The sequence below is a fragment of the Halobacillus sp. ABR2_026 genome (genome assembly GCF_056158545.1).
On the sequence record NZ_JBSWTM010000001.1, the window covers coordinates 1,761,532 to 1,782,610 of the forward strand.

The window sequence follows — 21,079 nt, forward strand, 5'->3', positions numbered from 1 at the left end:
GGCTGGGAAGCTACTCGCTTTCCTGTGGGGAGTGCCGAGCTTCTTCGGGCTACGCCCTGCGGGATCTCGCCGATCTCCTATCTCCCACGGGAGTCTCCCAGCTTCCCAACCCCCCCTATTCCAAGAGGGGGTGAACGAACCCCTTTACTAACGTTGGGCCTTCCACTATCCCGGGTTTGAAGGCATAAACGCTATGCAGGCTTACCGGGTACAAGCACCTCGGCTTGGAATATGATCCTTATCATCTCATCAAAGAGAATAGCTGATGATTCATGAAGGGGTTTCGAGACACTGATATAGCCAAGGGACAGAGGGGAATGTGTACCACTCGCCCGCGAAAGCGAGTCCTCCCCCGCAGCCCCAAACTACCGCGCAAACATTTCGAAACTGATTATTGAAGAAAAGGGAGCGTATGCTGAGCGATGTGGTTTTACCAAGGTGGGATAAAAGAAGCTTTAGGTTCCTACCGTAGGGAAGTGCTTTATGATAAAATATATAAGTTGAGTGAATGAAAGATTTGTGAAAAAACAGGAGGATGAATATGTTCCTCAAACAATTGGATACGATAGGATTTAAATCATTTGCCGACCGGGTGACGGTCGATTTTGTATCAGGCGTCACATCAGTCGTCGGCCCGAATGGTAGTGGCAAAAGTAATATTACGGATGCAATCCGCTGGGTTTTAGGTGAACAGTCTGCCCGATCGCTCCGGGGAAGTAAAATGGAAGATATCATCTTTGCAGGTAGTGAAAGCAGGTCTCCTCTAAACAGGGCAGAAGTGACGCTGACCCTTGATAATACCGATCAGACCCTACCGTTGGATTATCAGGAAGTAAGCGTCACAAGACGGGTCTACCGATCTGGAGAAAGTGAATTTTATATAAACAATCAGACGTGCAGGCTGAAAGATATCGTAGATTTATTTATGGATTCCGGACTTGGGAGGGAAGCATTCTCCATCATCAGCCAGGGAAAAGTCGAAGAAATCTTGAGTTCGAAAGCAGAAGACCGCCGGTCCATATTCGAAGAAGCAGCAGGCGTCCTCAAGTATAAGCAGCGTAAGAAAAAAGCAGAGTACAAGCTATCGGAAACACAGGAGAATCTGAACCGTGTGGAAGATATCATATATGAAATTGATGGTCAGCTTGAACCATTGAAGGAACAGGCGGCTGTTGCCAAAGATTACTTAGAGAAAAAAGATGAATTGAAAAATGTAGAAATCTCACTGCTTATCACCCAAATCGAAAAGGTGCATGGAGAGTGGGAGAAGCTTCTAAATGAATTGGAAGAGGTCAAAGGTCAGGAAACGGAGCTCAGGGGGAAAATTGAGGCGAATGAATCCACTCTTGCTGAGCAACGAAACCAAATTGAAACATTGGATGCCTCCATCGAGACTATGCAGTCAAAGCTGCTGGAACTTACGAGGAGTCTCGAAAATTTAGAAGGTAAGAAGCAGTTGATGAAAGAACGTCACAAGCATTTTGAAGAAAACAAAACCAAATTGGAAGAAGCTTATCAAGATCTTTCGGATAAACTTGTGAATGTGAAAGCGATAGCCGAAGAGGAAACGGAAAAGTTCCAGGCGACTAAACAGAAGAAAGAGCAGACGAAGCATTCGTTGAATGAGACAACAAATGCTTTGAATCAGGATCTTCATATCATCGAAGAAGAAATCGAGGATTTGAAAAGTGAATATATCGAATTATTAAACAAACAGGCAGCTAAACGTAATGAGAAACAGCTGTTGGAGAAACAGCTCGACCAAATCCATTCCAAAAAAGGCCATCAAATTGATAAATTCAAAGATTTGAGAGGGGAACGGAAGGAGCTGGAAGGTCAACTTCACGCATTATCTCAGCAATTGTCCGATCTTTCGACGAAGCGAAAAGACACAGAGGCCAAAGTGCAGCAGTTGAATGAAGCTTACGAAAAGAATAAACAGACGTACCAGGAGTGGCAGGAAAAGCTATACAAAGGGTACCAATATTTAGAGAAAATGCGTTCGAAGAAGGAAATGCTGGAAGAGCTGAAAGAAGACTTTTCAGGATATTTCCATGGCGTACGTGAAGTGCTGAAAGCATCGCAAAAAGGGCAGGTGAAAGGTATCCATGGAGCTGTTCTGGAATTGATTGATATCCCTTCCCATCTCCTGACAGCGATTGAAACAGCACTCGGCGCCCAAGCTCAGCACATTGTCGTCAATGACGAACAGACAGGGAGGCAGGCTATACAGTGGTTGAAGGCAAACAATAAAGGGAGAGCAACCTTCCTTCCACTTACCTCCATACAGCCTCGATCCGTACATGGAAGTGCATCTCTTTCAGATCAGGAAGGTTTTGTTGGTGTTGCGGCCGATCTTATTCAATATGATGTGGCTCACGCCAAACCGATCCAGCACCTGCTCGGGCATATTGTCATTGCGGAACGGCTGGAACATGCCAACCATATTGCAAGAGTGTTGAACCGTAAATACAGAATTGTAACGCTCGATGGTGATGTGGTGAATCCAGGCGGTTCGATGTCCGGTGGGGCGAAGAAACAATCGAAGCAATCCTTATTTACGAGAGAAAAGGAACTGCAGGAATTGAGTGAAAAGATTGTCTCTTATGATGCAAAAGCTTTGGATGTAGAAAACAAAGTGAAACAGTTGAAAGAGACATTAACGCAACAGGAGCAGGAGAAAGAACAGTGGAGCCATGAACTATCCGAATTAAGAAATGCAGAATATGAAATGCAATCTGATCATCGAGAAGTTCAGGTTAAGCTTGATCATTTGAATGGACAGCTTCAGTTATTCGACCAGGATCAGGCACAATACGACCAGGACTCCCATTCTGCCGACAATCAACTGAAAGAACTGGATGAAACGTTACGCTCCCTCGAAGGGCAGCTTGCATCTATTAACGAAAAGATTGAAGAACTTACGAACACGAAAGATCGGCAAAAAGAAGATGAAGCCAATCTTCAGGAGCGAAAGCAGCACCTCCAAATTCAACTGGCGGAGCAGGAATCCGCAGTTCAGAATCAAAAAGAAAAAGCGGACCGCTACAAACAGGAAAAAGAAATGATCGAACAGGAACTTCGTGGAAATCGCGCTTCCTATGAACAACTGATGGAAGTGAAGGACTCCAATCAGACAGAGGATGAAATTCAGGCTCAAATTGAAAGTACACGAGCAGATAAAGAGAATACCACTTTGTCTATTGAAGATAGGAGAAAAGAGCGTCAGACCGTAGCAGCTGCGATTCAAAAATATGAACAGATGCTAAAAGAAATGAAACGAAGACATCAAAACTTTTTACAAGATTTGCAGCAAAAGGAAGTCAAAGCGAACCGCCTTGATGTAGAGCTAGAAAATATGCTGCAATACTTGCAGGAAGAATATGTGATGACATTCGAAAAGGCAAAAAGGGATTATCCTGGTGTGGAGAATATTGACGAAGCATCCACACGTGTGAAGCTCATCAAACGATCCATTGATGAACTGGGCACCGTCAATTTAGGAGCCATTGAAGAGTACGATCGAATCAAGGAACGATATGAGTTTCTAAAAGGTCAGCAGGATGATCTGCTGGAAGCCAAGCAAACCCTTCATACAGTTATCAATGAAATGGATGGAGAAATGAAACGGAAATTTGAAGATACATTTACCAAGATTCAGGCTGAATTCAGCGAAGTTTTCCGTACCTTGTTTGGTGGAGGAAAGGCAGACTTGCAGCTGACCGATCCGGAAGATATGCTGGAAACGGGAGTGGAGATTGTCGCTCAGCCTCCCGGCAAGAAACTGCAAAATATGAGTCTCCTTTCCGGGGGAGAAAGAGCATTGACGGCTATTGCTCTCTTATTCTCCATTCTCCGGGTCCGCCCGGTCCCATTCTGTGTACTGGATGAAGTAGAGGCTGCCCTTGATGAAGCGAACGTGGATCGCTTTGCGAGGTTCTTAAAAGAGTTCAGTGAGAAAACGCAGTTTATCGTTATAACCCACAGAAAAGGTACGATGGAAGAGTCTGATGTCCTTTACGGGGTCACGATGCAGGAATCAGGAGTCTCTAAACTGGTTTCTGTCAGACTAGAAGAAACACCGGAATTAATGGAAGCATAGGAGTGAAGAGTCGATGAGTTTTTTCAAGAAACTTAAAGAGAAATTTGTAAAAGATGAGGCGGAAGAAGAAAAGCAGGAGCGAACGGTGGAGGATTCTGAAGCAAACGATGAGGAAGAATCCCGCCATGAAGTGGATCCTGCCCATCAAGAAGAATCTGTTGAAACTGAGCTTGACGGCGAAACGGAAGCACCTGATGTGGAAAACGAAGGTGTGGAAGAAGAGGACGAGGAAGCCTCCCAGGTGTCTTCTGAGGAGAACATTGACACTGATCCTGTTGAGCCGCTTGCAGAAGAAGAATCAGAGAATGTGGAAGAAGATGACAAAGTGTCCATTGCTTCTAAGTTTAAGATGGGACTTGCTAAAACGAGAAACTCCTTCTCCAGCAAAATCAATGACTTAGTCGCCCGTTACCGTACGGTGGATGAGGACTTTTTTGAAGAGTTGGAAGAGGTCTTGATTTCTGCCGATGTCGGCGTCACGACTGTGATGGAAATGATTGAAGAGCTCGAAATGGAAGTGAAGCGCCGAAATGTTCAGGATACTCAAAAGGTCAAAGAAATCATCTCAGAAAAACTCGTAGAGATTTATTACGGGGATGATGATGCGGATGAAATTGAAGGGTTGAATGAGAACCCGGATGGTCTCACGATTTATTTGTTCGTCGGTGTCAATGGGGTAGGAAAAACGACCACCATTGGTAAACTGGCTCACCGTCTCAAAGGGGAAGGTAAAAATGTGACACTTGCTGCGGGAGACACCTTCAGGGCTGGAGCTATTGAACAACTGGAAGAATGGGGGAAACGTGTAGGGGTGAATGTAACTAAACATAGTGAAGGTAGTGACCCTGCAGCCGTGATTTACGATGGTATTCAATCCGCTAAATCCAAGAATGCTGATGTACTGATTTGTGATACGGCTGGACGTCTTCAAAATAAAGTGAACCTGATGAATGAACTTTCCAAAGTGAAAAGAGTAATTGAACGTGAAGTTCCGGGAGCTCCTCATGAAGTGCTGCTTGTCCTTGATGCCACAACAGGGCAAAATGCAATGAGCCAGGCCAAGACATTCGCAGAATCTACAGACGTGTCAGGAATTGTCCTGTCCAAACTTGACGGAACAGCTAAAGGAGGGATCGTTCTTGCCATTCGTAATGAATTGGACATCCCGGTAAAACTCGTTGGACTTGGAGAAAAAATGACGGACCTTGAGACATTCGATGCCCACGCTTTCGTTTACGGATTGTTTGCAGATATGATCGATGAATACGAAGATGAAGAAGAGCTTTCGTAAGCCTTGACATGGAGGTACATGTTCCTTTAGTATTTATGTGTAAAGGCATTTCACTTAACAAGGAGTGCTTCAAGCATGCTTGAAAAAACGACACGGATTAATTATCTATTTGATTTCTATCAATCGTTGTTGACTCCAAAGCAAAGAAATTATATGGAGTTGTATTATCTCGAAGATTACTCTCTCGGTGAAATATCCGAAACCTTTGACGTCTCACGGCAAGCGGTTTATGATAATATCCGCCGAACAGAGAAAATGCTTGAAGAATATGAGAAAAAGCTTCATTTATATGAGAAGTTTCAAAAACGTCAGCAAGTGATCAGGGATATGGAAGAAGCATGTAAGAAAGATGACCTTCCATCATCTTATGAATCCTGGCTGCATGAATTGCAAGAATTAGAATAGGAGGGGATCTTCGATGGCATTTGAGGGTTTATCCGACCGTTTGCAGGAAACGATCAAGAAAATCAAAGGCAAAGGGAAGGTAAACGAACAAGACGTAAAAGAGATGACCAGGGAGGTCCGTCTCGCCCTCCTCGAGGCCGATGTAAACTTTAAAGTCGTAAAAGATTTTGTGAAGCGTGTGCGCGAACGCGCCGTCGGTCAGGAGGTCATGGAAAGCCTAACCCCAGGACAGCAAGTCATCAAAGTGGTTAAAGAAGAGCTTACGGAATTGATGGGTGGCGATGAAAGTAAAATCGCTGTTGCCAAGCGTCCACCAACAGTCATCATGATGGTCGGTCTGCAGGGTGCAGGTAAAACGACGACCACCGGGAAGCTTGCCAATCTGCTCCGTAAAAGTTACAACAGAAAACCTTTACTTGTTGGAGCCGATGTTTACCGTCCTGCAGCCATTCAGCAGCTGCAGACTCTCGGGAAACAGCTGGACATGCCTGTTCATGAGGAAGGGACGGAAGCAAGCCCTGTAGATATCGCCAAAAATGCGATCGAAAAAGCGAAAGAAGAGCACCATGATTATGTGCTGATCGATACCGCCGGTCGATTGCATATCGATGGCGATCTCATGGGAGAGTTGCAGGAAATCAAGGAAGCCGTCAATCCGGATGAAATCTTCCTTGTTGTGGATGCTATGACAGGTCAGGATGCCGTGAATGTTGCAGAGAGTTTTGATGAGCAGCTCGACGTCTCAGGAGTTCTTCTCACCAAGCTTGATGGTGATACACGCGGTGGTGCGGCATTATCCATCAAAGCTGTAACTGGTAAACCGATCAAATTCGCGGGTACAGGTGAAAAACTTGACCAATTGGAAACGTTCCACCCTGAGCGTATGGCATCACGAATTCTCGGTATGGGCGACATGCTCACATTAATTGAAAAAGCGCAAACTCAAGTCGATGAAAAGCAGGCGAAAGAGCTGGAGTCGAAAATGCGCAATGCTTCCTTTACTTTCGAGGATTTTCTTGATCAAATGGAGCAAGTGAAGAGCATGGGGCCACTGGATGAAATCCTGAACATGATTCCAGGGGCGAACAAAATGAAAGGTCTTCAAAATGTGTCATTTGATGATAAACAGATCGTTCATGTGGAGGCTATCATTCAATCGATGACTAAACATGAACGTCAGGATCCTTCTTTGATGAATGCAAGCCGTAAAAAACGGATTGCCAAGGGGTCAGGGACTTCTGTATCAGAAGTCAACAGGCTGTTAAAACAGTTTGAAGAAATGAAGAAAATGATGAAACAAATGAGCAATACTAAAGGGAAAAAAGGTAAAGGAATGAAATTTCCGTTTATGTAATGGAAAAAACCTTTACACACTCTTGAAGTTCTGCTAAAATCTAAATCTGTGTGAAACATTAAAGAAATTTGGAGGTTGTTAAAAATGGCAGTAAAAATTCGCCTAAAACGTATGGGATCTAAGCGTAACCCATTTTATCGTGTAGTAGTTGCTGATTCTCGTTCTCCACGTGATGGACGTATCATCGAGCAAATCGGAACATATAACCCAGTTGCTAACCCTGTAGAGGTTAAGCTTGATGCTGAAAAAGCTATGGATTGGATGGCTAACGGTGCGAAGCCGAGCGACACTGTCCGTAACCTTTTCTCTAACGAAGGCATCATGAAGCAGTTCCACGATAAGAAAAACCAATAAATTATAAAGTAGTGGTGATCTCATGAAAACCTTAATCGAAACGATCGTGACTCCGCTTGTCGATCATCCTGATGACATCGCGGTGGAGGAGAAAGAGGAAGATCACAAAGTGGTTTATCATCTCACTGTCCATCCGGATGACGTAGGGAAAGTGATCGGGAAGAACGGGCGGATAGCGAAAGCGATTCGGACTGTCGTTTATGCGGCAGGTTCAGATTCTGAGAAACGAATCTATTTGGATATCATGTAAGAGAACTAATTTTATTGGTGCAAGAAGGGAGAAGGGAAACCTTTTCCCTTTTTTACTATTCATATGGAATGATGCAGAGGGGCGGGCGAAAGATGCAGATCATCCGTACAGTTCCAGTCAAACAGGTCTTGACAGAGAAAAGTCGTTCAGATATTAAAAAGAAGTTCGATGAACGCTCTCAACGTCTGGACCGGGAATGCAGACAGCTTTCATTTGAACAGAAGAAATTAGAACGTAAGCCAGGTGTCTCCAGGCAAGAAGTGGAGCAACGGTTTTCCAAAGAAATTGGGCGTCGCAAAGATCAATTGAAATGGTTGGAATACCAATCCAGACAATTGGATATCCTGCCTGATGGTAGTGAACTTGAAACCGATGAGGTACAGGCGCTGATTGAAGTGAATGAAGGCGATCAGTGGGACGATGTGATAAGGGATCGTCAAATCATCGTGGAAGACGGAAAAGTCATACGAGCGAGGTAATTGCACTCATGAATAAACAATTATTTAACGTTGGAAAAATTATAAATACTCATGGCATTAAAGGGGAAGTTAAAGTTCATCGCGTCACAGACTTTGAAGAACGCTTTGAACCAGGTCGGCTTTTGTATTGGGTGAATGATAAAAATGAATCAAAGCCGCTTGTGATTCGAACACACCGTGTGCATAAAGGATTTGATCTACTGAGTTTTGAAGATCACTCTTCAATCAACGATGTGGAAGGTTATAAAAACGGAAAACTGATGGTTTCAGAAGAGGATCAGGAAGAGCTGGAAGATCACGAATTTTATTTTCATGAAATTATCGGGTGTAAGGTATTTCTGCAATCAGGTGAAGAGTTAGGTGAGGTTAAAGAAATCCTGACGCCTGGTGCGAATGACGTATGGGTGGTTAAACGGAAACAAGAGCCGGATGCCCTCATTCCGTATATCGAGCCTGTGGTCAAAGAGATAGACACGAATCAGAAGACGATCATCATCGATCCAATAGAGGGGCTGCTAGACTGATGCATATTGATATTTTGACGCTTTTCCCGGAAATGTTCGAAGGTGTCCTAAACCATTCCATTATGAAGCGCGGTCGGGAGCAAGGAGCTTTTTCCTACCAGTATATCAATTTCAGGGACTTTACAGAGAGCAAGCACAATAAAGTGGATGATTATCCTTACGGGGGAGGGGCAGGTCTTGTCCTTTCTCCTCAGCCGATTTTCGACAGCATTCAATCCATCAAAGAAAACACAGAGAAGTGTCCTCGTGTCGTGCTTCTTTGTCCGCAAGGGGAGCCCTATAACCAGCAAAAAGCGGAAGAACTCTCTGAAGAGGAGCACCTTGTCTTCATCTGTGGACATTATGAAGGGTATGATGAGCGGATCCGACAAGAGTTGGTGACGGATGAAATATCCATTGGGGATTATGTCCTCACAGGTGGAGAGTTAGGGGCAATGGTCGTCATTGATTCCGTTGTGCGCCTCCTTCCTGGAGTTCTTGGGAACGAGCAGTCGGCCCCAATGGATTCTTTCTCCAACGGGTTACTGGAGCATCCGCATTACACGAGACCCGCCGATTACCGTGGTCATAAAGTTCCTGATGTCCTGTTGTCAGGCAACCATGCAAAAATCGATGAGTGGAGGCATTACCAGTCTCTGAAGCGTACCTTCGAAAGACGACCGGATCTTTTAGAAGGCCGGGAGTTGTCCACTAAAGAACAAGCTTGGATCGAAGAGTGGAAAAATAGCTGACCACCTGTTGATGTTTATTAGCAGATATGGTATATTAATCTTTGTGCTTAAACGTTCGGTTTAAGCTGAAAACGATGTTCCGCTGCCTCTTAGAAGATATGAGCATTAGTTAAAAAGGAGTGAAAAATCATGCAACAATTGATTCATGACATTACAAAAGAACAACTTCGTTCGGATCACCCTGATTTCCGTCCTGGTGATACTGTAAAAGTACACGTGAAAGTTGTCGAAGGCACACGTGAGCGTATCCAGGTATTCGAAGGTGTTGTTATCAAGCGTCAGAACGGCGGAATCAGCGAAACTTTCACTGTTCGTAAGATTACTTACGGTACAGGCGTTGAGCGTACATTCCCAGTTCATTCTCCACGAATCGCCAAGATTGAGCGTACTCGTCGTGGTAAAGTACGTCGTGCGAAACTTTACTATCTGCGTAACCTTCGCGGAAAAGCTGCACGTATTAAAGAAATCATCTAATTTCAGTGGAAAGGAGCTTGCAATGTCAAGCTCCTTTTTTCTACTTAAAGATAGGTTTATTTAAGATCATTCATGCAGAAATGATGGAAATATTCTGCCTTGTAAGATTTGCTTGCAGAGTGTTTGTATGGGATAAGAGTGTCCGGTCGAGGGTACCTTTCCGAGGGTTGAGGCTGAACCTCTCTGCGGAGCTGCTCTTCCACTTCCGCAACGATCTAACTTATACAAAGACTCGAAAAGTTGCCTCCTGCATCGGATCCTTCCTTTAAAAGCATTCGAAATAATGCATGTTATGATATGATTTGTATGAGATTATAGTGAAAAAAGTGAGCCGTTCAGCAGCAACCATGTATGATGGGGTGGGTAGGACTACAGCCTGCATATGATGGCTTTGCCGCTTCAGACTCCTTCAGTCAAGGAAGAAGGGATATTGATGAAACAACAGTGGTTGGACTGGTTGAAAGCATTCTTGATTGCAGGTTTGTTAGCAGTGATTGTCAGGGTTTTCTTATTTGCGCCAGTCGTGGTTGAAGGTCCTTCCATGCTGACAACCTTACATAGCGGAGATCATTTGATCGTAAGCAAACTCAATTATAAAATGGGGAGTCCCGAACGTTTTGATGTCGTTGTATTTCACGCTACAGAACGCAAAGACTACATCAAACGGGTCATCGGTCTTCCAGGTGATCACGTAGCTTATGAGGATGATCAATTGTACGTTAATGGAGAACCGGTGAACGAACCATTCCTGGAGGGACGAAAACAACAGTTATCTGGAAACAGGCCTTTGACCGAAGATTTTACAATGGAGAACTTGCCAGGAGAATATGAAGTTGTACCGGAAGGGCAATTGTTCGTCCTCGGGGATAATCGAAACAACTCGACAGACAGCCGGATGCTCGGCATGATTGATCAAGATCAGATGGTGGGAGAAGCAGTTGTTTCCTACTGGCCGTTAAATCGCATCCAGCTTGTAAACTAGGAGGATTGACATGACCATACAATGGTTCCCCGGCCACATGGCCAAAGCGAAAAGGGAAGTAGCTGAGAAACTAAAACTCGTGGATTTTGTTATTGAGCTTGTAGATGCACGTGCACCTCTTTCTTCCCAAAACCCTATGCTTCATAATATTTTACAAGAAAAACCCAAAATGGTCGTCATGATGAAGAAGGACCTGGCCGATCCGGAGATAACAAGCCAGTGGGTGGAACACTTCAAAAAGATGGGCATTAAAGCGGTAGCTATTGAAGCGAATCAAAAACAGGATATCCAAAAAGTTATTCATCTCGCTAAAGAAGTCGGTAAAGAAAAAATAGAAAAACTCAAAGCCAAAGGTATCCGCCCACGAGCGTCCCGGGCAATGATCATTGGTATTCCGAACGTAGGGAAATCGACATTGATCAACCGTCTAGTCAATAAAAAAATGGCGAAAACAGGGGATAAACCTGGAGTGACGACCAAACAGCAGTGGATTAAAGTGAAGAAGGAGTTTGAATTGCTGGATACTCCTGGTATCCTGTGGCCGAAGTTTGAGGAAGAAGAAGTAGGCTACCGGTTAGCTTCTATAGGGACGATTAAAGATCAAATTCTCCCTAAGGAAGATGTAGCCGCCTATGTCCTTCAAAAATTGGCCGGGTATTATCCTGAACTTCTAGAAGCAAGGTTCGGACTTGAAGAAGTGGAGGATATGATGGAAGTGTTTGAACATATCGGCAAAAAACGCGGGTGTTTGGAAAGTGGGGGACATATCAATTTTGAAAAAGTATCCGATATTATCTTACAGGACTTGAGATCAGGTAAAATCGGAAGAATCACCCTCGAGAGCCCGGACACGTAAACAAGAGCGCAAAGCGGCCTTTTAGCCCCTTGCGCTTTCTTTATGCGGTCAGGAACTAGAGATCGGCATCTTTGCGTTGTTTTCCTGTCGCTTGAAAAAGAAATTATAAATGATCGAACGAGATCCGATATAAAAGAATGGAGCGTACAATTTTATGACCCGGTTAACAATAGCCCAAATAAGGAACAGATTGAATGAATGTCACATAAGTACGGAGGAGCTGGCGACTTTTAAAGAGGATGAACGAAAAGGTGTCCAGCAGCTTATGAAGCGCTACGATAAGGAAAAGAAGAAAGCTGAAGAATTGAAGAGGAAGTATAAAGAAATGCAGGTGTTTGAAGAAGATCTTTATAATAACAGCATCACACAAATTGCAGGTATAGATGAAGCGGGACGAGGACCTATTGCAGGCCCGGTAGTTGCAGGAGCTGTTGTATTGCCCCATGGTTATATCTTGGAGGGATTGGATGATTCTAAGCAGCTTCCTTTAAAGAAGCGGGAAGAATTTTTTGAACAGATCAGACAAGATGCAGATTGTGGAGTGGGAATCGTTACAAATGAGGAAATCGATGAGTTTAATATCTATCAGGCTACTAAGCTGGCGATGAAACGAGCGGTACAAGACCTCACGAACCACCCGGATCATTTACTTATCGATGCTATGGAATTAAACAGTGTTACCATTCCACAGACGAAACTCATCAAAGGGGATGAGCGAAGTGTTTCCATTGCTGCAGCCAGTGTCATCGCTAAAGTCACTAGGGATCGGATGATGGCGGAATTAGATGAACAGTACCCAATGTACGGTTTTCGCAGCAACCAAGGATATGGTACGAAACCTCACATAGAAGCATTGCGTATACATGGGACTTCCCCTGTCCATAGAAAAACGTTTGCTCCGGTGAAAAACATGCTTTAGAGAAAGGGATGGAAAATAGATGGACCATTTGATCAATAGTCTTACTCGCTTATCTACGAACAACACACGCACTAATAATCCAGTGCCGGGGCAGCTGTTCCGAGCGAAAGTCCTTCAAATTCTGCCTGAACAAAGGGTTCTCATCAAAGTTGGACAGAAAAAAATGGAGGTAAACGTTAATCAATCATTGATCAAAGGGTCCTCATACCTTTTCCAGGTTGAACAAGCCAACCCATCCGTAAAGGTGAAAGTCCTTTCGCAACAAACCTCTCTTCCGGATCGAATGAACCTTGGCGCATTGTTAGAGCAATTCGGGGGAGAGCAGAACAAAGAAAATCGTGCATGGTTGAAAGCCATCATGGATTTAAAAGCTCCCCTACATAAAAAAGACCTTGTTCAAGCGTTCAATCTGATCAAGGAGTCAACTCATAAAAATCTTGCACGGGATGTCTTGATGCAAATGTTCAATCGAAAAATGCCGGTACGCTCCTCCATATTTTCTGCACTCACCTCAAAATACACGACCGAGTACTCGCAAACTCTTGCCGAGGTGCAAAATCAATTAGGTGACAAACCGTTAAGTGCTACGGACGATAAAATAAAAACGATGATCCGGACCATCCAGGGCAACCACACTTCAGAGGGAGAAACCTCGTTTATTAGGAAATTGAGCGTCGATATTGCCAACAGAGAAAAGACGGTAACAGATCTGTTAAAAAAAGCAGGGATCAGTGATGGAAAGCAGTCCCTTTCCACACCAATAAGAAATAGTCAGGGAGAGAGCGTAACCCTTACCCCTGCAGGGAAAGAACACTTGGCATCGTCTCTACGCGGACTGATGCAAGAGCAGATCTCATTGTCCTCTTCCGAAAAGCAAATCATATCCAAGTGGCTCTACACATCAGAGAAATTTCTCAACCAGATGAATGTCCAGGGGGCTCTTACAGATGACTCCATAGTGCTCAATTCAAAGGAGAAACAATGGCAGGAAGTATTGGCAAAATTGCTGGATTCTAAACTTTTAGACAAGATATCCCCACATATACAAAAATCCTCCGTAGAATTTTTGGCACAACTTGATGCTCAAGCCAATTCAGGCAGAGGAGCTGAGTCATTCATAAAGAAGTCTGATTTTAAAGCGCTTTTCACGGATATACAAAGATTAATGGGGCGACAAGTTACAACCGAGCAACAACAACTGCTCGTCCAAACTCTTCATACGCTGGGTAGAACCACCGGAGAATCCAATAAAGATCAAATGTGGCTGCAACTGAAAGCCATGATGAACGGGATGGGGTTTGAGGATGAGCAACTTCTTGCGAAAGCGGTAAAGGGGGAGGGGGAGCGAATGCCAGTGGGAAATTCTCTTAAATCGCTTCTCTTAAGAGGATTGCAGGAAGGGTCGGATATAAAAGCAGAGACAGCAAACCGCCTGATTCATCTGATCAATGGGACACAGCTTGCTGCCTATGCGGATCATTCTCAAACCCTACAACTTTCCCTCCAATTCCCGGGGAACTTTCTCGGAGCCCTGAACGATGTGCACTTGAACATGGAAGGACGGAAAAAAGAAGAAGGGAAAATCGATTCCGACTATTGTCATATGATGTTTTATTTGCATCTTTCGCAACTTGAGGAGACTATTATAGATTTAAATATTGTCGAACGTCGGGTTTCTGTGGTCGTGTATAATGAGAACCCGCACATGGAAAAGCTTTTCAAACCTTATATAAGTAGTATTGAGGAAGGATTGGAGAAGGCAGGCTATCAATTATTATCCCTTAAAGGAAGAGTCACAAGCGACGTTCAACCAGAACCTGGACCTATAACATGGAAGATTTCAGAAGAAGGAGTGGATTTTAAAATATGAAGGATAAACGAAAAGAAGCCATAGCCTTATCCTATCAATCCGAAAAAGTCTCTGCTCCGGAAGTGGTCGCAAAGGGGAAGGGAATCATTGCAGAGAATATATTAAAAGCAGCTGAGGACCATCAAATACCTGTCCAGGAAGATTCTTCACTCGTAGAACTGCTTTCTGAATTGAATATTAATGAGCAGATTCCCGAGGATTTGTATCATGTGGTGGCTGAAGTATTTGCATTTATTTACAATGTGGATCAGCAGCAAAGAAAATCATAGGACAGCAAAGTTTTTCTTAACCATATTCTGACACTCAAGTAGTATGGTTTAGGGTGAGAATACCAGTTATTCCAAGTTTTGCGTCTGATGCCGAAAGGGTCTCAAAACCCTATGGATACACTGGAATGCTGTTTATCGATTGGTCAGAAGTCTGTCTGATACGAACTTGTTTACATAATAATATACCTGTGAATCTATTGAATTTTTCGACAGAAATCTAGCTTAGTATGGACAATTGATAGCGTTTTTTTATACAATGTACATGCAGTGAAATTTGATGGGAGGATGAAACATGAACATTCACGAGTATCAAGGAAAAGAAATCATGCGTGATTTTGGCGTATCTGTGCCAAATGGACACGTCGCATATACCGTAGAAGAAGCTGTTGAAGCAGCTGAGAAACTAGATAGCGGTGTAACAGTTGTCAAAGCTCATATCCACGCAGGTGGCCGCGGGAAAGCAGGCGGTGTCAAAATTGCAAAGAATCTTGACGAAGTGCGTACATACGCTGACGAAATACTAGGAAAAACACTTGTAACCCATCAGACTGGACCAGAAGGCAAAGAAGTAAAGCGCTTACTTATCGAGGAAGGCTGCGATATTAAAAGCGAATATTATGTAGGTCTGGTTCTAGATCGCGCAACTAGCCGTGTGACAATGATGGCGTCAGAAGAAGGCGGTACGGAAATCGAGGAAGTTGCAGAGAAGACTCCTGAGAAGATTTTTAAAGAAGTCATTGATCCAGTTACAGGTCTGACACCATTCCAGGCGCGTCGACTTGCATTCAACATCAATATTCCAAAAGAATCATTAGGTAAAGCTGTTAAATTCATGCTTGGCCTTTATGACGTTTTTGTACAAAAGGACTGCTCTGTAGCAGAAATCAATCCACTCGTTACTACTGGAGATGGAGAAGTCTTGGCTCTTGACTCCAAATTGAACTTTGATGATAATGCTCTATTCCGTCAAAAAGACATTGGAGAGCTTCGTGATCTTGAGGAAGAAGATCCAAAAGAAGTGGAAGCATCCAAGTATGACCTCAGCTATATTGCTCTTGATGGAAACATCGGCTGTATGGTTAATGGAGCAGGTCTTGCGATGGCAACAATGGATACGATCAAACACTATAATGGCGATCCGGCCAACTTCCTTGATGTAGGGGGCGGCGCTACTACTGAAAAAGTTACAGAAGCTTTCAAAATCATCCTGTCTGATGAGAATGTAAAGGGGATTTTCGTCAATATTTTCGGTGGAATCATGAAATGTGATGTAATTGCTGAAGGTGTTGTGGAAGCGACTAAACAAATCGGACTTACACTTCCGCTTGTCGTACGTTTGGAAGGAACGAACGTTGATGACGGGAAGAAGATTCTGGATGAGTCAGGCTTGAACATCACTTCTGCAGATTCCATGGCAGAAGGTGCACAAAAAATTGTTGAGCTAGTCAAGTAAGAAAGGCGGGGAATCAGATGAGTGTATATATTGATAAGAACACAAAAGTTATTGTTCAAGGTATAACAGGTTCGACAGCACTTTTCCATACAAAACAAATGGTTGAGTATGGTACACAGATCGTTGGCGGTGTAACGCCTGGTAAAGGCGGTACAGAAGTAGAAGGCATTCCCGTTTTCAATACAGTTTCGGAAGCAGTTGAGAAGACAGGCGCAAATGCTTCTGTCATTTATGTTCCTGCACCATTTGCAGCAGATGCGATTATGGAAGCGACGGATGCTGACATGGATCTTGCTATCTGTATCACAGAACACATTCCTGTTCTTGATATGATTAAAGTGAAACGTTACATGGAAGGGAAGAAAACACGCCTTGTTGGTCCGAACTGCCCAGGTGTCATCACTCCTGATGAATGTAAAATCGGTATCATGCCAGGATATATTCATAAAAAAGGTCACGTAGGTGTCGTTTCACGTTCTGGTACTTTGACATATGAAGCTGTTCACCAGTTGTCAGAAGCTGGACTTGGTCAGTCTACAGCGGTAGGAATCGGGGGAGATCCTGTAAATGGGACCGATTTCATCGATGTACTGAAGGCTTTTAATGAAGACCCAGATACTGAAGCAGTCATTATGATCGGTGAAATCGGAGGAACAGCTGAAGAGGAAGCCGCTGAGTGGGTGAAAGCCAATATGAGCAAACCTGTGGTAGGCTTTATCGGTGGGCGTACAGCCCCTCCTGGGAAGCGCATGGGTCATGCTGGAGCTATCATTTCAGGTGGTAAAGGTACGGCAGATGAAAAAATCCGTGTCATGAATGAGTGTGGCATTCAAGTGGCAGAAACGCCTTCTGTCATGGGAGAAACGCTTATTCAGGTTCTTAGAGACCAAAATCTATTTGAAAAATGTAAAACCCATTAATGGATAGATCATTAGAGGCCGTATCGAACGAGATACGGCCTCTGAATTATGAAATGAGGTGCCTGATGGAAGACCGTAGAAAACGTTTAATCCTTCTTCACCATTCTCCCCAAATAACTAGACCTCAGATAATGAAACTACTGAAAATCGACCCTTCCCTGTCCCATGCTTTTACCTGCACCCCGGCACAACTTTCGACAGACTTATCAATCCCCAAATCCAGAGCATTCTTAATCATCCGTCACATTAAGGACCATAATATAATGAAGAAACTCGACAAATATGGTCAGAAATATTCAATTTTAACGATATTCGACCGTGATTTCCCCGCCCAACTTAAAGAAATTCCCGACCCGCCTTTCGTCCTTTATACAATTGGTGATTCCTCTCTTTTGAACGCCCCTTTATCCATGAGCGTCATCGGGACAAGAAACCCTTCACCCTACGCCTATCCAGCCATGAAAACCATACTTGTTCCATTAATCAAGTCCGGTTTCATCATAGTAAGCGGCATGGCCCGGGGGATTGATCAATATGCCCACACCCTCGCTAGTGGCTATCACGGAAAAACCATCGCAGTTCTTGGTTCTGGTTTTGAGCATATTTATCCTAAAAACAATCCTGATTTATATCACACATTGGCAAAGAACCATGTGGTTGTAAGTGAGTATCCTCCTGAATGTCCACCAAGAAGATATCAATTTCCTGAGCGTAATCGAGTGATTGCAGGTTTGACATCATCCACCTTTGTCATAGAGGCACGCTTGAAGAGCGGAACGATGATTACAGTAGATCAGGCCCTGGAGCAGGGGAAGGATGTATACGCCCTCCCAGGGCCGGCAGGTAAAGAGACTAGTGAAGGTTGCCATAAACTTATTAATGATGGTGCAAAATTGGTTCATTCCTATCACGACATCCTCGAAGATTGGTTAGAAAAATTTGAATAATACGTTACAAAGGTGTTACATTCTAGGGTAAGATTGGGTAGATTTGAGACTTTTTTGAAAAATATATGTTTGACAAACGGTTTCATTGTATTTAATAATAGGGAAGATTTATTTTATAAAAAGGCTGACGGGGATCATGTGATCATTGAAAACATCCAATTGTACAGAAGGAGAACGCCTGACGACTCCTAATGATGCCCCTCACACATTCCAGCTAAGAGATAAATCCTATACGAATGAATAAAAAAGAGCGTATGACACGTAAAGAGAAAACACCTCTATGGGAGGAACATATATGGCAGATTATCTGGTAATTGTAGAATCACCCGCAAAAGCAAAAACCATCGAACGTTATCTTGGAAAAAAATACAAGGTGAAAGCTTCACTGGGCCACATCCGTGACTTGCCAAAAAGTCAAATGGGTGTGGATGTGGATAATGAATTCAACCCAAAATATATAACGATTCGTGGGAAAGGACCCGTTTTAAAAGAATTGAAAACTGCGGCGAAAAAAGCAAAGAAAGTCTATCTTGCTGCCGACCCCGACCGTGAAGGGGAGGCCATTGCCTGGCATTTGGCCCACAGTTTGGATATAGATGACACCTCTGATTGCCGGGTCGTATTCAATGAAATCACGAAAGAAGCGATCAAAGACTCTTTCAAACAACCAAGGTCCATCGATTCAGATTTGGTGGATGCCCAACAGGCACGGCGAATTCTTGACCGTCTCGTCGGGTATAATATCAGCCCGATTCTTTGGAAGAAAGTCAAGAAAGGGTTGAGCGCGGGCCGAGTCCAATCCGTAGCTGTTAAAATCATCATTGATCGTGAAAACGAAATCAAAAATTTCGAACCAGAAGAATACTGGACGATCGAAGGGGATTTTCTGAAAGATAAAGAAAGCTTTGAAGGGTCATTTTACGGAGTGGATGGGAAGAAGAAGGATTTGAAAACGCAGGAAGATGTAGATCAAATTCAGAAGAGAATGAAAGGGAAGGACTTCTCTGTTGATAAAGTAAACAAACGAGAAAGAAAGAGAAATCCGTCCCTTCCATTTACAACTTCTTCCTTACAACAGGAAGCTGCACGTAAATTGAACTTCAGAGCAAAGAAAACGATGATGATTGCTCAGCAATTATATGAAGGAATAGACCTTGGAGGTAAACAGGGAACAACTGGTCTGATTACCTATATGCGTACAGATTCTACGAGACTCTCCAATTCCGCCAAAGAGGACGCAAAGCAATACATCGAAGGTAATTTCGGTAAGGAGTACCTCAGAAACAGTAAAGGATCCAAAAAGCAGGAAGGTGCTCAGGATGCTCACGAAGCTATTAGGCCTACGGGAGCAGACAGGGACCCTAAAGCCATGAAGAGCATTTTATCTAGAGATCAGTATCGTCTTTATAAGCTGATTTGGGACCGTTTCATCTCCAGTCAAATGGCTCCAGCCATTCTCGATACCATGACCGTCCACCTCTATAATGAAGGGGTAGAATTCAGAGCCACTGGTTCAGAAGTGAAGTTCAAAGGTTTCATGAAAGTCTATATCGAAGGCCGTGATGATAACAAGAAGGAAAAAGACAAACTACTTCCTCACCTGGAAGAAGGAATGACAGTGAAAGCGGAGGAAATTAAACCCAACCAGCATTTCACTCAGCCTCCCCCAAGATATACAGAGGCGCGTCTTGTGAAGACGCTGGAAGAACTCGGGATCGGGCGTCCTTCAACTTACGCTCCTACTCTTGATACCATCCAGCGACGTGGTTATGTAGCCTTGGATAATAAGCGGTTTGTCCCTACAGAGCTAGGGGAAATCGTTCTCGAACAATTGAGAGATTACTTCCCGGAAATTATTGATGTCGATTTTACAAAAGGTATGGAAGATGACCTTGATGCGATTGAAGCTGGTAAAGAAGACTGGGTAAGTATCATTAGTCAATTTTATCAAGGTTTTCAGCCCCGCTTGGAAAAAGCTGAAAAAGAAATGGAAGAAATTGAAATCAAAGATGAACCTGCCGGCATCGATTGCGAGAAATGTGGGCATGAAATGGTTTATAAAATGGGAAGATACGGTAAGTTTTTAGCCTGCTCCAATTTCCCGGAATGCAGAAATACAAAACCGATCCTTAAGAAAGTCGGTGTCACATGTCCGAAATGTAAGGATGGGGAAGTCGTAGAACGAAAAAGTAAGAAAAACCGTAAATTCTTCGGTTGTGAAAACTATCCTGAATGTGATTTCATTTCCTGGGATAAACCGATCAGCCGGCCATGTCCAAAGTGCGAATCCTTATTGGTCGAGAAAAAATCGAAAAAAGGAACGCAAATACAATGTACGGAATGTGATTATAAAGAAGAGCCGCAATCTTGATCAGGTTATAAATAAAGGAGTCTATGACTATGCTTTTAGTTATAGACTCTTTTTGTATGATGGCAAGTTTCCCGCTTAAGGGGTTACGAAAATAGTCTTTACATTTCCCATATTCTTCATTTAAAGGGTCAGTGGGTGGCGTGGGGGAAGAGTCCCATTACTTTTTTTATTCTTAGGGCTCTGTTAAAGTTTAGTGTTGATATTACTGCAAAAAAGGAACTCCCAAGTTTATAGAGGTTCCTCATTTTTATATTTGGCTTACTCAACTCAGGCTCCCCTTCCTTGAAGACTCTATTTCGAGATGTTACGGGGGGTTCATTGCCTGGTTGAGCGTCAGGGGTGGGCTGGGAAGCCACTCGCTTTCTTGTGGGGGAGTGGCGAGCTTCCTCGGGCTACCGCCCTGCGGGATCTCGCCGATCTCCTTTCTCCCACGGGAGTCTCGCAGCTTCCCAACCACCCCATTCGATCATGCGAGAAATGAACCCCTACACCAAGAAGGAGCACCTTCCACTATTACTACCTATAGTA

Annotated in this window: 19 protein-coding genes; all 19 read left to right on the plus strand. The window is 43.7% G+C overall.

From position 1 onward, the window contains the following. Positions 1 to 541 precede the first annotated feature (541 nt). A complete protein-coding gene (gene smc, locus ACXADE_RS09130) occupies positions 542 to 4,102 on the plus strand; it encodes a chromosome segregation protein SMC (protein WP_474980166.1) in 3,561 nt (1,186 codons plus the stop codon). A 13-nt stretch (positions 4,103 to 4,115) separates the two neighbouring features. Next, complete coding sequence (ftsY, locus tag ACXADE_RS09135; RefSeq protein ID WP_474980167.1) at positions 4,116 to 5,393, plus strand: signal recognition particle-docking protein FtsY; 1,278 nt, start codon at positions 4,116 to 4,118, stop codon at positions 5,391 to 5,393. Positions 5,394 to 5,468: 75 nt separating this feature from the next. Next, complete coding sequence (locus ACXADE_RS09140; RefSeq protein WP_474980168.1) at positions 5,469 to 5,798, plus strand: putative DNA-binding protein; 330 nt, start codon at positions 5,469 to 5,471, stop codon at positions 5,796 to 5,798. Positions 5,799 to 5,811: 13 nt separating this feature from the next. Further along, positions 5,812 to 7,152 carry a signal recognition particle protein gene (ffh, locus tag ACXADE_RS09145; RefSeq protein ID WP_474980169.1) on the plus strand — a complete coding sequence of 447 codons (1,341 nt, stop codon included), beginning with the start codon at positions 5,812 to 5,814 and terminating at the stop codon, positions 7,150 to 7,152. A gap of 84 nt (positions 7,153 to 7,236) precedes the next feature. After that, on the plus strand, positions 7,237 to 7,506 hold the full coding sequence (rpsP, locus tag ACXADE_RS09150; RefSeq protein ID WP_474980170.1) for a 30S ribosomal protein S16: 270 nt from the start codon (positions 7,237 to 7,239) through the stop codon (positions 7,504 to 7,506). A gap of 22 nt (positions 7,507 to 7,528) precedes the next feature. Further along, positions 7,529 to 7,756, plus strand: coding sequence for a KH domain-containing protein (locus ACXADE_RS09155; protein ID WP_474980171.1), 228 nt, complete (start codon positions 7,529 to 7,531; stop codon positions 7,754 to 7,756). A gap of 92 nt (positions 7,757 to 7,848) precedes the next feature. Next, complete coding sequence (locus tag ACXADE_RS09160; protein WP_474980172.1) at positions 7,849 to 8,235, plus strand: YlqD family protein; 387 nt, start codon at positions 7,849 to 7,851, stop codon at positions 8,233 to 8,235. Between the two features lie 8 nt (positions 8,236 to 8,243). Next, the gene (rimM, locus tag ACXADE_RS09165; protein ID WP_474980173.1) at positions 8,244 to 8,759 is read left to right on the plus strand and encodes a ribosome maturation factor RimM; all 516 of its coding nucleotides are present in this window, start codon (positions 8,244 to 8,246) and stop codon (positions 8,757 to 8,759) included. Beyond that, a complete protein-coding gene (gene trmD, locus ACXADE_RS09170; protein WP_474980174.1) occupies positions 8,759 to 9,490 on the plus strand; it encodes a tRNA (guanosine(37)-N1)-methyltransferase TrmD in 732 nt (243 codons plus the stop codon). Before rimM ends, trmD begins: the two co-directional genes overlap by 1 nt. 129 nt (positions 9,491 to 9,619) lie before the next feature. Further along, positions 9,620 to 9,964 carry a 50S ribosomal protein L19 gene (gene rplS, locus ACXADE_RS09175; RefSeq protein WP_160912444.1) on the plus strand — a complete coding sequence of 115 codons (345 nt, stop codon included), beginning with the start codon at positions 9,620 to 9,622 and terminating at the stop codon, positions 9,962 to 9,964. 433 nt (positions 9,965 to 10,397) lie between these two features. Beyond that, entirely contained in the window at positions 10,398 to 10,946 is a 549-nt protein-coding gene (gene lepB, locus ACXADE_RS09180; RefSeq protein WP_474980175.1) for a signal peptidase I, read from the plus strand. A gap of 10 nt (positions 10,947 to 10,956) precedes the next feature. Then, a complete protein-coding gene (ylqF, locus tag ACXADE_RS09185; RefSeq protein ID WP_474980176.1) occupies positions 10,957 to 11,802 on the plus strand; it encodes a ribosome biogenesis GTPase YlqF in 846 nt (281 codons plus the stop codon). Between the two features lie 154 nt (positions 11,803 to 11,956). Then, the gene (locus ACXADE_RS09190) at positions 11,957 to 12,721 is read left to right on the plus strand and encodes a ribonuclease HII (RefSeq protein ID WP_474980177.1); all 765 of its coding nucleotides are present in this window, start codon (positions 11,957 to 11,959) and stop codon (positions 12,719 to 12,721) included. A 19-nt stretch (positions 12,722 to 12,740) separates the two neighbouring features. Further along, entirely contained in the window at positions 12,741 to 14,591 is a 1,851-nt protein-coding gene (locus ACXADE_RS09195; protein ID WP_474980178.1) for a hypothetical protein, read from the plus strand. Then, positions 14,588 to 14,860: an EscU/YscU/HrcU family type III secretion system export apparatus switch protein gene (locus tag ACXADE_RS09200; RefSeq protein WP_474980179.1), complete on the plus strand. Its 273-nt coding sequence runs from the start codon at positions 14,588 to 14,590 to the stop codon at positions 14,858 to 14,860. Before ACXADE_RS09195 ends, ACXADE_RS09200 begins: the two co-directional genes overlap by 4 nt. Before the next feature lie 292 nt (positions 14,861 to 15,152). After that, complete coding sequence (sucC, locus tag ACXADE_RS09205; RefSeq protein ID WP_474980180.1) at positions 15,153 to 16,313, plus strand: ADP-forming succinate--CoA ligase subunit beta; 1,161 nt, start codon at positions 15,153 to 15,155, stop codon at positions 16,311 to 16,313. A gap of 17 nt (positions 16,314 to 16,330) precedes the next feature. Next, a complete protein-coding gene (sucD, locus tag ACXADE_RS09210) occupies positions 16,331 to 17,233 on the plus strand; it encodes a succinate--CoA ligase subunit alpha (RefSeq protein ID WP_474980181.1) in 903 nt (300 codons plus the stop codon). A gap of 263 nt (positions 17,234 to 17,496) precedes the next feature. Then, the gene (gene dprA / locus ACXADE_RS09215; RefSeq protein ID WP_474980182.1) at positions 17,497 to 18,180 is read left to right on the plus strand and encodes a DNA-processing protein DprA; all 684 of its coding nucleotides are present in this window, start codon (positions 17,497 to 17,499) and stop codon (positions 18,178 to 18,180) included. A gap of 295 nt (positions 18,181 to 18,475) precedes the next feature. Next, positions 18,476 to 20,551, plus strand: a complete 2,076-nt coding sequence (gene topA / locus ACXADE_RS09220) for a type I DNA topoisomerase (RefSeq protein WP_474980183.1) — start codon at positions 18,476 to 18,478, stop codon at positions 20,549 to 20,551. Positions 20,552 to 21,079 lie beyond the last annotated feature (528 nt).